Here is a 13,507-nt window from a genome sequence, read left to right on the forward strand (position 1 = left end):
GTTTCGCCGGTGGTCGAATAGCGGACATGGCCGATGGCGCGGTCGCCGGGCAGGCGTTCGATGGTCGAGGCTTTGGAGAAGGCGTCGCCGACCATGCCCATGCGGCGCTCGGAATTGAAGCGCTTGCCGTCGTAGCTGACGATGCCCGCCGCCTCCTGCCCACGATGCTGCAATGCGTGCAGGCCGAGCGCGGTGATGGCGGCGGCGTCCGGATGGCCGAAAATGCCGAACACGCCGCATTCCTCGCGCAGCCGATCGGCATTAATATCGAAATCGCCGCTTACGTCGCTGGCAGCGCCGGAATCGTCCATGGAACAGGCTCCCGATGCGCGTCATCACAGGCGCGCGCGAAAGGGGCCAAAAAAGACCCCGTTGCGAAAAAAGTTCAATAGACCCCTACTCGGCAAATGGGAAGGGCGCCTCCGAAAAACGAGCCCTTATCCACCCGGCAACCCCGAGCAATTCCCGGGCCACAGCCCAAGCTTGCGGGAGGCAGGCAGGCGTCAACGCCCGCCCTTGATCAGCGAATCCATCTTGCGCTTGTCGTCGCCCGCGGCTGAGGCCGCCGGCAAAGCCGTCGGCGCCAACTGGGCCTTGGGCCGCACGGGCGGCGACGGCGTGGCCGGCGCGGCTTTCGGCTCCTGATCGGTTTCGGGGGGCGGCGCTTCTTCGCCCGCGCCCGGCTTGTGCTTCTTCAATTTGGCGAGGATTCCATCCGGATCGTCCGGCAGCAGGGCCAGCAACTGATCGGAAGTGGTTTTCAAAAGCGGCAGGCCGCGCGAATTGGCCAGCCATTGATTGCGCAGGCTGGAATTCGAATCGGGGTTGGCCGCCGTTGACTCGGGCGCGAGCCAGTTGAAGAAGATGAAGGCGATGGCGCAGAGCAGCAGGCCGCGTACGGCGCCGAAAGCAAAGCCCAGAGCGCGATCGAGCGGTCCGATTTTCGAATCGAGAATGGCGCTGGAAAGGCGGATGGTGATGATCGACACCAGGATCAGCACCAGGAAAAAGATCGCCGCGCCGGCGGCATAGGGGCGCAGGGCGTCCTTGGCGATGAACACGGGCGAGGTCGGGTCGGCCAGTTTCGGAACCAGCATCGGGTAAAAATAAACCGCGGACACCGCCGCCACGCCCCAGGAGATGATGGCCATGACTTCGCGGGTGAAACCGCGCAACATCGCGAGCAGGGCCGAAACCGCCACCACGCCGAGCAAACCGAGGTCAAGATAGGACGGCATTCGAGCCTCAAACAGGTATGATCGCCCCGCTCCCGCGAAAGCCTTGATTTCTCACGGGAACGGGCAGGGTGGATGACGATTCCGCTTTTTTCCGAGCCCGCTTATAGCGAATGCATTCTGCTGCGTCGACTCAGTTGGCCGCTACGCGCGGTTTGGGATTAGAAACCCCGCGTCCCAGCGCTGCGATGTCGGCAATGACCTCGCCGATATGGCGGATCGCCCTGTCCGCCGACCCGACCGGACCGGACCCGGACTTGTCATTGACGCTGCGGTCCTTGATTCCCTGGGGGGTGACGGCGCGCGAAAACCCGAGTTTTTGCGCCTCCTTGAGCCGGAGATTGGCGTGCGGCACCGGACGCACCGCGCCCGACAGGCCAACCTCGCCAAAAAACACCATGTCATGCGGCAGCACCGCGCCGGTGAGCGAGGAAACCAGAGCCGCCGCCGCCGCGAGATCGGCCGCCGGCTCGGAAATTTTCATGCCGCCGGCAACATTGAGATAAATGTCGTGCTGGCCGAGTTTTACGCGCCCGTGCGTCTCCAGCACAGCCACCAGCATCGACAACCGACTCGGGTCCCAGCCGACGACAGCGCGGCGCGGCGTGCCCAGTGCGCTCGGCGCGACCAGAGCCTGGATCTCGACAAGCACCGGCCTCGTGCCCTCCATTCCGGCGAAAACCGCGGCGCCCGGCGTCGAACCGTCGCGCCCGGCGAGAAAAAGCGCGGAAGGGTTGGCCACTTCGGCCAGGCCCGAGCCGGTCATTTCGAACACGCCGATTTCGTCCGTCGGCCCGAAGCGGTTTTTGATATTGCGCAGGATGCGGAAATGATGGCTGCCGTCGCCTTCGAAGGAGGCCACGGCGTCGACCATATGTTCGACCACGCGCGGTCCCGCGATCTGGCCGTCCTTGGTGACATGGCCCACGAGGATCACGCAGGCGCCGGATAGCTTGGCGAAGCGGATCAGGGCCTGCGCCGCGCCGCGCACCTGCGTCACGGTTCCCGGAGTCGAATCGGCGGTTTCGGTCCACATGGTCTGGATCGAATCGATCACCACGAGGGAAGGCGTGCGTCCGTGCGACAGGGTGGCGATAATGTCCTCGACGGCGGTTTCCGCGGCGAGTTCAACGGCGGCGTCGCCAAGGCCGAGTCTTTCCGCGCGTAACCGCACCTGCGCCGCCGCCTCCTCGCCGGAAATATAGACCACCCGTTCGCCGCGCCGCGCCATGGCGGCGCAGACCTGAATCAGCAAGGTCGACTTGCCGATCCCCGGTTCGCCGCCGATCAGCAGCACCGAGCCAGGCACGAAACCGCCGCCGGTCACCCGATCGAGCTCCGCCATGCCCGAAAGCATCCTTGGCGCTGGCCTGGATTCGCCGGACAGGCCTTCGAGCGCGAAAATCCGGCCCTTTTTGGCGTTGCGCGCCGCCAAGGCCCCGATGCCGGCGGAAGGCGCCTCCTCAACCAGCGAATTCCACTCGTTGCAGGCTTCGCATTTGCCCTGCCAACGTTGCGCGACAGCGCCGCAATTCTGGCAGATGAAGGTGGTGCGGGCTTTGGCCAAGGCGGGCTTTCCGTTGAGGAAAATGAGAACAAGTATAGAACATACCTGCTTCGCCTTGTCCAGCGCCGGCTGCTGTTTTCCCCTATTGCGGCATCACGACCACGGAAATTTCCCGCTCGGCGACATTGGAGATCTGAATCAAGGCCTCCTGCGGCGCCAGCTGGAATTTCAGGCTTTTGCGGATATGAGGGCACTCGCGAACGCCGCTGAAGGCCAGCGGCTTTAGCGCGGCGCCGTCCTGAATCAGGTCGATCCAGGCGCCCGCCGACAGGCTGACCGTATAGACGCCCGCCGCCGGCGCCGTGAATTTCAGCACCGCGGCATTGGAAGCGGCGGCGGGCGTGCGTTGCGGCTCAAGGGCGAAATGCGCCTGTTCGACCGGCGCGAGATGGACCAGCGCGGCGGTTCCGGGCGCGAGGGCGCTCTCCGGCGCGATGGACTGCTTGTCCGCCGCCGCCAGCGCCGCCTGTTCGCGGACAATAGGCCATTTGAATTTGTCGCAGCCGATGGGCTCCTCGGCGCGCGTCGGGGAGCTCGCCAAGACCAATGCGAGCAAGGCGGCGCCCGACAATACCTGAGATCGCATGGTCGATCCTCCTCGCGCTCACAAAGTCCCGGCCGCTCCAGCCGTCGCCGCCGGGGTCGCCTCCCCGACATATTCGCGGTGGTAGCGCCGCCCCAGATTGGTGAGGATTTCATAGCCGATCGTCCCGGCTTGAGCGGCCAGATCGTCGACGCCAATATTCGGTCCGAGGATTTCGACCCGGTCGCCGCGAGAAAGGGAGGCAGCCTCGCTGATGTCGATGATCGACAGGTCCATCGAGATCCGCCCGACCACCGGGCAAAAAGTTCCGCCGGCGAAAACGTCGACGCCGATCTCGCCTTCCGAACCGCTGCGCAAAAAACCGTCGGCATAGCCAATATTGATCGTCGCCAGCTTGCGCCGCGACGGCGCGGTCCAGCGGCCGTTATAGCCCGCCGTTTCGCCGCCGGGAATGTCGCGGACCTGCAGCACGACCGCGGTGAGACCGACGACGCGGCGCATCGGATTGTCGCTGCCGGGCGTCGGATTGCCGCCATATAGCGCATAGCCAGGACGCGTCAGATCGAGAAACGGCGCTTCTTCGAGGAACATTCCCGAGGAATTGCAAAGGGAGGCGGGCAGGGGCGGCAATTGGTTGCAGGCTTCGTGGAACCGTTCGATCTGCCGGCGATTGCGTGGCGCCGAGGTGTCTTCCGCCGAAACGAAATGGCTCATCGCCAGGACCGGGGTGAATCCGGCCATCAGCGCGCGGGCGCGGGGCAGGTCGGCAGCGCTCAGGCCCAGCCGGTTCATGCCGGTGTCGATATGGATCGCCGCGGGGTGCGGGGCCCCGTCACGCCGGCAGAAATCGGACCACTGCGCCAATTCCGGCAAGGAGCCGAGCACGGGGATCAACCCCGCCCGCGCGTAGATCTTCGATGCGCCGGGGGCGAGGCCATTGAGCACGAAAATCCGCACTTCCGGCGCGAGTTTCCGCAAAATCTCGCCCTCCGAGAGATGGGCGACGAAAAACGTCTCGCAGCCTGCCGCGGAAAGAGCCCTTGCCACCGGCTCGACGCCCAGGCCGTAGCCGTTCGCCTTGACCACGGCGGCGCATTCGGCGTCCACCGCGCGTTCAGCGAGCTGGCGCCAATTATCGGCCAACGCGCCAAGGTCGATGGTGAGGATCGCCTGCCCCAAAGCCCTGTTTTCGTCGGGAGCGGACAGATCCTGCATCGAAGGGCTCCTTCACATATGGGCGGGCAGATGGTCTTCCTGCGCCAGATCGCTGAACCGTGTATATTCGCCTTCAAAGGCCAATTCCACCGTTCCGGTCGGTCCGTGGCGCTGCTTGCCGAGGATCACTTCGGCGCGGCCATGCGCGCGCTCCATTTCGCTCTGCCAGGCGGCGAATTCCGGCGTGCCTTCGCGAGGCTGCTTGTTCTTCAGATAATATTCCTCGCGATAGACGAAAATCACTACGTCGGCGTCCTGCTCGATCGAGCCGGATTCGCGCAGGTCGGACAATTGCGGCCGCTTGTCGTCGCGCGATTCGACCTGACGCGACAATTGCGACAAGGCGACGATCGGCACGTTCAGCTCCTTGGCCAGAGCCTTCATGCCGGTGGTGATTTCGGTCAGCTCCTGCACGCGATTGTCGCTGCGCGCTTTCGAGCCGGAGAGCAGCTGGAGATAATCCACCACCAAAAGATCGAGCCCGCGCTGGCGTTTCAAACGCCGGGCGCGCGCGGTCAGCTGGGCGATGGAAATGCCGCCGGTATGGTCGATGAAGAAGGGGATCGACTGCATTTCCCTCGCCGCATGGGTGATGCGGTGGAACTCGCCCTCGGTGATGTCGCCGCGCCGGATCTTGTAGCCCGGCACCTGCGCCTGTTCGGCGATGATACGTGTGGCCAGTTGCTCGGAGGACATTTCCAGCGAGAAGAAGCCGACAATGCCGCCATTGACCGTTTCATGGCTGCCGTCCGGGCGTTCCTCGAAGCGGTAGCTGCGCGCGATATTGAAGGCGATATTGGTGGCGAGCGCGGTCTTGCCCATGCCGGGACGTCCCGCGACGATGATCAGGTCCGACGGCTGCAATCCGCCCATCATGCGGTCGAGATCATGCAGTCCGGTCGAGACGCCGGACAGGCCGCCCTCACGCTCCCAGGCTTTCGCCGCCATGTCGACGGCATTGGCCAGAGCCTCGGAAAAGCGATGGAAGCCGCCGTCGTAGCGGCCGGTTTCGGCGATGGCGTAAAGCTTGCGCTCGGCCTCCTCGATCTGCACGCGGGGCGAGGAATCGACGCTGGCGTCATAGGCGGTGTTGACCACTTCCTCGCCGATGTTGATCAATTCGCGGCGCACCGCGAGATCGTGGACGGCGCGGCCATAATCGACGGCGTTGATGATGGTGGTGGCTTCGGCGGCGAGACGCGCCAGATATTGCGGAATGGTCATGCCGCCGAGGTCCTGCTCACCCAAAAAGGTCTTGAGCGTGACCGGGGTGGCGAGTTTCCCGGCGCGGATCAGCTGGCCGGCGGTCTCGTAGATGCGGCGGTGAATTTCTTCGGCGAAATGGTCGGGCTTCAGGAAGTCGGACACCCGGTCGAAGGCGTCGTTGTTGACCAGGATGGCGCCGAGCAGCGCCTGTTCGGCCTCGATATTGGCGGGCGGGCTGCGAAAAGCCGGCTCCGGGGCCAAAGCCACGAGCTGTCGGTCTTGTCTTTTTTCCATTAGCGCCATTTAGTTACACCAATATATTCGTGCGCCGCTCGAAGGCGGCGCGAAACAGGATCGGTACGGGGAGACGCGACGGACAAAACGCAATCGCTCAAGTGTTGTCGCACGTCCGCCCGGAAAAAGGTTGGACGAATCGTTAAACAGGCGCCGTCGTCCACGTTATCCACAAAAGGCGGCGAAATGTGGCGCAATGGCGCCGAAAGCGATTGACGCGGCGAAGCGGAACGGCTCCGCCAGTCGAACGCAAACAAGAAAGGCCGGGACGAACCCGGCCTTTCTGCGTGTCGATGGATGAAAAAATCAGCGGTCGCCCATGTCGCCGCCGGCTTCGGCCAGGGCGGCGCCGACTTCCAGTCCGAGATCGGCCATCGTGGTTTCCTCGCGCACCGTCGCCGATTCGCCCTTGGCCTGACGTTCGGCTTCTTCGGCCGAGCGGGCGACATTGACCAGGATTTCGACGTCGACTTCCGGATGCAGGTGAACCGGGGTCTTGTGCAGGCCGAGCGACTTGATCGGCACGTGCAGCACGATCTGGTGGCGCTCCACCGAGAAACCGCCAGCGGTGGCCGCCTCGGCGATGTCGCGGGTCGAGACCGAACCATAGAGCTGGCCGGATTCGCCAGCCTGGCGCAGGATCACGAAGGTCTGGCCGTTGAGCTGGTCGGCGACCGCCTGGGCCTCGCCCTTGCGTTCAAGATTGCGGGCTTCGAGTTGGGCGCGCTGGCCGTCGAAATGCTTCTTGTTGGCTTCGGTGGCGCGCAGCGCTTTTCCGCGGGGCAGAAGAAAATTCCGGGCGTAACCGTCGCGGACGCGGACGACTTCGCCCATCTGGCCGAGCTTGGCGACGCGTTCGAGCAGGATGACTTGCATTGGAGGACTCCTTTAGACTTCTTGTTTGGCGTTGAGACGACGCGCCTTGCGGGCGCGCAGGGAAAAAACGGACTCGACAAGTCCGAACAGGGCGAGAGCGATGAAAGACCAGGGCTCCAGCGCGAAGACGGCGGCATAGAGCGCCGACAGCAGAAAACCGCGAAACCGCGAATCGCGGGTGAAGGCGTGCAGGGCGGCAAGGCCCTGGATCGCCAGGCAAAGGCCACTGGCGGCGGCGAACACGCCGGCCAGCAGCCCGATCAGGCCGCCGCTGAAGGCCGATCCGGATGCGACCACGAAAAGCGGCGCGACCAGTCGGGGCAGGACGAGATTTTCCGGGAGGGCGGGCCAGGGCCGTCCGAGCCGGCCGGAAACTTCCACCGTGCGCGCCGCGAGGTACAGGTTGATCGCCAGCAGTAGCGTCTGCGAGGCGGCGAACGCCGCTGGGATGCTCGACAAAATGAGGCGTTTGACCGGTTCGGCCTCGATCTCGGGCGATAATTTCTTCAGGCTTTCGACGACTTCATCGAGCGCCGGGCCGAAGCGCTCGCTCATCGCCTGCAAGGCGGCGTCGAAACCGTGATGGAGTTGCACCAGCGCGCCGACGCCGAGCCAGGCGGCGGCGACGGCCAGCGCCATCATCAAGGCGAGCAGCGCGCCAGGACCGAAATAGCGCGGCAAAGGCGAGGCTTCCGCCACGCGGGTGGGAAAATTGCGTCGCGCCAAGGCGGCGGAGATCAGCGCCGGCGCGGCAAATAGCAGGAAAAAGGTTGGGCCGAGCACAGGCTCGTCGAGATGGGTGAGCAGGCCCGCGCCAAGCAGGGCGCCGACGAGCGCGCCGGTGAGCGAAAAGCCCAGCGCGCCGATCAGCAGCGGCAGCGGCGCAAAATAGGCGAGAGCCATCGCCAGGCTTGAGCCTTGCGCCGAGGCGGCGAACAGCAGGGCGCTGGCGAGGCCGGCGCCGAGGCCGATAGCGCGATCGGTCCAATTGGCCGGCGGATTATTATCGTTCATGTTTTCGCTGTCCCGCGTCCATGCGCATCATCTTGTCCGAAAACCGGTAGCCACTTTTCGGGATGATGCGAATGCGGTTAGGGACGGGTCAAGGCCCGTTCCAGCCATTGGGCGACCGCCGCGGTTTTTGGCGCGGCGCACGGAACTAACTTACGCGATCAGGTAGGGCAGCAGGCACAGTAATCGGGCGCGATTGATCGGCTGCGCCATTTCGCGCTGCTTTTTCGCCGATACGGCGGTGATGCGCGAGGGCACGATTTTTCCGCGCTCGGAGATGTAGCGGGAAAGAAGGCGCGTATCCTTGTAGTCGATCTTCGGCGCGTTCGGCCCGGTGAAGGGGAAGGTCTTGCGGCGGCGGAAGAACGGGCGGCGCTGCGGAGCGCCGGCGGCGGCGGCATTGGTCATCAGTATTGCCCTCCTTCGGCGGAATCTTCACGGCGCGGGCCGCGCGGGCCGCGCGGCGGGCGGCGGTCGCCACGGTCACCGCGATCGCCACGGTCCGGGCGGTCGCCACGGTCGCCGCGATCGTCGTCGTCACGCTTGCGCAGCATGGCGGACGGGCCGTCTTCGTGAGCCTCGACGCGGATGGTCATGAAGCGCAGGATGTCTTCGTTGATCGACCACTGACGCTCGGCCTCGGCGAGGGCGGCGGGAGGCGCGTCGACGTTGATGAGAGTGAAATGCGCCTTGCGGTTCTTCTTGATCCGGTAGGCGAGGGACTTGACGCCCCAATATTCAACCTTGCCGATCGTGCCGCCAAGGCCGGTCACGGTGGTCTTGAACTGCTCGGTCAGGGCTTCCGACTGCTGGGCGGTCAGATCCTGGCGAGCAAGGTAAACGTGCTCGTAAAGAGCCATTTGATTGCCTTTCTCTGTATTCGCATCACTCGGCGCGGAGCCCTTCGAGCCCGGAGAAAGGCCCGACGGAAACTTTATCGAAGGCGGGAACACGGGAAGACGGTCTTTGCAAACCTGCCGCAATGCGGCCTTCCGTTCAGCCCCCGGCCGAATGGCGAAGCGCGCCTTATAAAGGAATTTCTGGCGCGATCAAGCAAAAAGGGCAGGCGGAATGGCGAGGTTTCAGCCGCTCGTCAGTTGCGCAAGTTCGTGCAGCAGGCTTTCGGCGTCCACGGGCTTGTGCAGGAAAACGAAGCCGCTGGATTCGATTTCGGCGATGCGCTCCTTGGCGGTGTCGCCGGTCAGCACGAGCGTCGGGACGCGCCGGCCGATGCAGCGCCCGATTTGCAGAGCGGTCTGTACGCCGGTGAGGCCCGCGCCCAGCCGGTGGTCGACAATCATCGCATCGAAACGCCACTCGCCGCGCACCGCAAGATCGAGCGCCTCCTCGCCCGAGGCGGTGGCCGAGGGGTGGCCCCCCCATTCCTCGAGCATGCTGACCAGGGCTTGGCGCACGATCGAATTATCCTCGACGACAAGGATGCGGGCGTCCAGCTTCCTGACGTCTTCCGCCCTTGCCTCGACGAGGCCGGCATCCTGCGCCCTTGGCAGCAACAGCGAGAAGCGCGAGCCTCTGCCGAGTCGCGAACGCACCTCAACCTCAGCCCCGAGCAGTTTCGCCAAACGGGAAACAATGGCCAGTCCCAGGCCCAGACCCTCGCCATAATCGCGGCCGGGATTGTTGGCCTGGAAGAATTCCTCGAAAATATGCTTCTGCTGATCTTCCGCGACGCCTATGCCGGTGTCCACGACGTCGATCCTGACGCGCCCGCCGCGTGGTCTGGCGCCGACGAGAACGCCGCCCTCTTTGGTGTAGCGCAGCGCATTTTCCATCAGGTTGCGCAAGACGCGCTGCAGCAACGTGGGATCGCTGCGCGCCCACAGAACCTTTCCCGCCGCGCGTATCTCCAGCCCTTTATCCGCGGCCTTCGCGCGGTATTCGTCGGTGAGGTTCTCGATGATCGCGGCGACATCGACCGTCTGCATCTCCGGTTCCACCACGCCGGCGTCAAGGCGGGAAATATCGAGAATGCCGCTTAGCAGGCCGTTCAGGCTGCCGACCGCCGATTGCATCATCTTGACCGTGTCGACCATCTTGGCGAGGCCGGCGGCCTGCGCCTGCCGCTCCATGATGCTCAGCAGCAGCACCAGCGACTGCACTGGCTGGCGCAGGTCGTGACTGGCCGCGGCAAGAAACCTCGACTTGGCCCGATCGGCGTGTTCGGCCTCGACCTTGGCCGCGGCGAGCTGCTGTTCGGCGCGCTTTTGCTGGGTGATGTCCAGATTGATGCCGGACATTCGCAGCGGCTTCCCGTCGGCGCCATATTCCAGCTTGCCCAGCGCCGCGAGCCAGCGAATGTCGCCTGAAGGCAGCATGACGCGGTACTGGCACCTGTATTCCGTCGCGCCCTGGTCGATGAGGCGGCGGACCACGCGCTCGGTCGGTTCGAGATCCTCGGGGAAAAGGCACGCGCGCCACAGTTCATATCGCGCCAGATCGCGCTCGGGGTCGCGACCGTACATTTCGTAACATTCCGGCGACCAGGTCAATTCGTTGGTCGCGATGTTCCATTGCCACGCCGCCGCTTCCGCACTGCTGAGCGCGACGCGCAGGCGCTTGTCGCTCTCGATCAGCGCCAGTTCCGAGCGCTTGCGCTCGGTAACGTCGAGATTGGTCCCCACGACGTATTCGATCTGCCCCCCGATCCCGGAGCGGCTCGTCTCGACAGCCTCGATAACCCGGATTTCCTGATTGTCCTTTCGCCGAATGCGGAATTCGCGGCGGTTGATTCCGCCTTCGCGCGCGTGCTTTCTCAAAAGCTTCACTTGTTCGGGCAAATCCTCCGGCAGGACGAAAGCCGCCCAAATATCGAAGCTCATCATTCCGTCGCGCGTCGGCGGATGACCGTAAATGCTGAACATCTGGCGATCCCACCAGACCGCGTTGGTTTTCAGATTCCATTCCCATACGCCGACGCCGGTCGCCTCGGTGGCCAGTTGGCTGCGTTGCTGGTTTCCGCGCAGCGATTCTTCAGCCTGCTTGCGCTCGGTAATATCCATGTTGACGGCGAGGCCTCGAGAAGGCGCGCCGCTGGAATCCGTTTCCACGCTCCACCGGCCTTCGATCCAGCGCCGAGCGCCGCGGTCGCCGATGACGCGGTAGGTGACCGCGCCGTCGCGCCTGCCTGCCAGAAAATCGCGGGCGGTGGTCTGGACAATCGAATGGTCTTCCGGGTCGACATGCTCCAGGAACTTGGCGACGATCTCGGCGAGAGTGGTTTTGTCGCCCACATCCGACGGCATGTAGCCCATCACGCGGGCGAAGTTTTCCGCCAGGTATAACCGGCCGCTCTTGAAATCGAATTCCGCATAAGTCATCCGCGCCGCGTCGGCGGCCAGGCTCATCAGCGCCTCGTTCTTTCGCAGCGTCTCCTCGGTTTTCCGACGTTCGGTGACGTCGCGCGACGAGGCGATGAGACGCGCCGGAGAGCCGTCCGCGCCGGGAACCGCCGTGATCATCACGTCCCACCATTTAGGGGCGCCTTTCAAAGTCCGGCAAAAACCGGAGAAATGCGCGGTTCGGCCTGTGCGAGCCTCGGCCATCGCAGCCTCGAGTCCGGCGCGCGTCTCCGGTGGCCATAGATCGGGCCAGTAGCGGCCGCGGACCGACTCGAAATCGTCGATCTCCAGCGCGCAGCGGCCGTTGCCGTTCATCTGTTCCAGGCGCCCGTCGAGGCTCATGACCTTGACGCAGTCGGGACTCGATTCGAACAGGCTCCGGCTGTAGCCATCGCTCGTCCGCAGCGCCTGTTCGGCGCGCGCCCGCTCCACCGCGGCCCAGGTGCGGTCCCCGACTTCCTCCACCAAAGAAACATCGAGCGCGCTCCAGCGCCGGACCGAATGGCTATGAACGGACAGGACCGAGATCAGGCGGCCGTTCTTGACCAGCGGCACGCTTATGAAGGCTGCGATGTTGCTCGCCCGGAACGTCGCCTGCGCCTCAGGCGAACATGTGCGGGGATCGGCCCTGACGTCGTCTATGAAAACAGTCTTTTCCGCCCTCAACCCGTCAATGAATTGCGCGCCGAATTCGACGAGCCTGTGCACCCCGACATTGCTCGCCATCGAACCGTCGCTCCAGTCGCGCGAAACGATCCCGAATGTGTCGGTTGGGTCGATTTCGGCATAGAGAACCTGATTGCCGCCGATATGCCGCCCGAGAGACTCGCAGGCGGCTTCCTTGATGTCGTCGGGATCGAGCAGGGGCTTCAGCGCGTCGCCCAGTTCGAGCAGGAAGCTTTTTCGTTCTTCGCTCTCGCGCAGCGCCAGTTCCGCGCGCTTCCTCTCGGTGATGTCGCGGTTGGTGCCGACGAAACTTTCGACACGGCCGTCCGCGCTGACGCGAACTCGTTCCACCGCGTGGATTACCCGGATTTCGCCGTCGTCGCAGCGTCGAATGCGAAATTCTCGATGGTACACCCCGCCCTCGCGCGCATGTTGCCGCGACAATTCCTCCTGCCGGGCCAATTCGTCCGGCCCAAGAGCATCAGCCCAGGCGCGATAGGGAACCATTCCATCCGGCGTCGGCGCAATTCCGTACATTCGGAACATTTGGGCGTCCCAACGAACGGTGTTGGCGATGAGATTCCATTCCCAAATTCCGACTTCCGCCGCCTCCATGGCCAACTGGGTTCGATCTTGACTGTCGCGCAGCGCCTGTTCGGAGCGTTTGTGCGTCGTAATGTCGGTGGCGGTGCCAATAACGCCGATGATTTCGCCTGCGGCGTTGCGTCGCGGCTCGACCATGAGATCGAAATCGTCGAGCGGACCGCCGGGGGGTCCGGCGACGGTCTCAAGCCGGACAGGCTGGCCGGTCTCGATCACGCCGCGCTTGATCGTCGTCAGGCGCGCGGCGCAAGACCCGTCCATCAAATCGGCGTCGGTTTTGCCAATGAACTCGCGCGCGGCGTAGCCAAATTTGACGTTGTAGATCCAGGTATAGCGAAGATCGAGATCCTGCTCGAAGACGACGATGGGCGAACCCGTCAGCGCCAACTGGAAGCGCCGCTCGCTTTCGCGCACGGCGGCTTCGGACGTCTTGAGCGCTTCGATATCGTCGAGCGCGGTCACCACCAGAGCGACGCAATTCTGGCCGTCGAAAGTCATCGGCGCGGCGGACGCCCGCACCGGCGTCTCGCCGCCATCGGCCGAGATCAGCGTTACTTCGGCGGCTGACGGCGTGCTGGCGCCTGCAATGAGAATTTCTTTGGCAAGACCGCGCTGGGCTGGCGCGACAAGATCGAGCAGATCGCTCCCGGCAAGGCCGTCGCGGCGAAGCATGCGGTCCAACGCGCCGTTGCAATAAAGAATGGTATGATCTGTACTGACAATGACCGCTGCGCCGGACATGCGTTCGACGAGTTCGCGGTAAGGCTCGTTGGCGTCGCGCAAGGTGAAGACGCGCGGACCATTTTTGGTCTCTATCACCAGCGCGTCGGCTTCGCCGAGATAAATGGCGTGCAGCGTTTCTTCCGCCGCCTTGCCGGTCGGCGCGAAGGAACTCAGCATTTCGCCAAGCGTCTTGCCCTGTTCGTTCATG

General features: G+C 64.2%; 10 protein-coding genes and 1 pseudogene. All 11 read right to left on the minus strand.

Annotated features, from left to right (window positions below):
* A pseudogene (locus ACLP2E_RS00880) lies at positions 1–311 on the minus strand (amidophosphoribosyltransferase); the annotation flags it as partial.
* Between the two features lie 192 nt (positions 312–503).
* The gene (locus ACLP2E_RS00885) at positions 504–1,238 is read right to left on the minus strand and encodes a CvpA family protein (protein WP_442464882.1); all 735 of its coding nucleotides are present in this window, start codon (positions 1,236–1,238) and stop codon (positions 504–506) included.
* Positions 1,239–1,368: 130 nt separating this feature from the next.
* Complete coding sequence (radA, locus tag ACLP2E_RS00890; protein ID WP_442464883.1) at positions 1,369–2,802, minus strand: DNA repair protein RadA; 1,434 nt, start codon at positions 2,800–2,802, stop codon at positions 1,369–1,371.
* Between the two features lie 82 nt (positions 2,803–2,884).
* Positions 2,885–3,388, minus strand: coding sequence for a hypothetical protein (locus ACLP2E_RS00895; RefSeq protein ID WP_442464884.1), 504 nt, complete (start codon positions 3,386–3,388; stop codon positions 2,885–2,887).
* A gap of 18 nt (positions 3,389–3,406) precedes the next feature.
* Complete coding sequence (gene alr / locus ACLP2E_RS00900; protein WP_442461560.1) at positions 3,407–4,561, minus strand: alanine racemase; 1,155 nt, start codon at positions 4,559–4,561, stop codon at positions 3,407–3,409.
* A gap of 12 nt (positions 4,562–4,573) precedes the next feature.
* A complete protein-coding gene (locus ACLP2E_RS00905) occupies positions 4,574–6,061 on the minus strand; it encodes a replicative DNA helicase (protein ID WP_442461561.1) in 1,488 nt (495 codons plus the stop codon).
* Between the two features lie 306 nt (positions 6,062–6,367).
* Entirely contained in the window at positions 6,368–6,937 is a 570-nt protein-coding gene (gene rplI, locus ACLP2E_RS00910) for a 50S ribosomal protein L9 (RefSeq protein ID WP_442461562.1), read from the minus strand.
* Positions 6,938–6,949: 12 nt separating this feature from the next.
* Entirely contained in the window at positions 6,950–7,951 is a 1,002-nt protein-coding gene (locus ACLP2E_RS00915; protein WP_442464885.1) for a DUF2232 domain-containing protein, read from the minus strand.
* Positions 7,952–8,101: 150 nt separating this feature from the next.
* On the minus strand, positions 8,102–8,356 hold the full coding sequence (gene rpsR / locus ACLP2E_RS00920) for a 30S ribosomal protein S18 (RefSeq protein WP_442464886.1): 255 nt from the start codon (positions 8,354–8,356) through the stop codon (positions 8,102–8,104).
* Positions 8,356–8,808 carry a 30S ribosomal protein S6 gene (gene rpsF / locus ACLP2E_RS00925; RefSeq protein WP_442464887.1) on the minus strand — a complete coding sequence of 151 codons (453 nt, stop codon included), beginning with the start codon at positions 8,806–8,808 and terminating at the stop codon, positions 8,356–8,358. Before rpsF ends, rpsR begins: the two co-directional genes overlap by 1 nt.
* Before the next feature lie 222 nt (positions 8,809–9,030).
* A complete protein-coding gene (locus ACLP2E_RS00930; protein ID WP_442464888.1) occupies positions 9,031–13,506 on the minus strand; it encodes a PAS domain S-box protein in 4,476 nt (1,491 codons plus the stop codon).
* Position 13,507 lies beyond the last annotated feature (1 nt).

This window comes from Rhodoblastus sp. (assembly GCF_052145335.1).
Taxonomy (GTDB): Bacteria; Pseudomonadota; Alphaproteobacteria; order Rhizobiales; family Beijerinckiaceae; genus Rhodoblastus.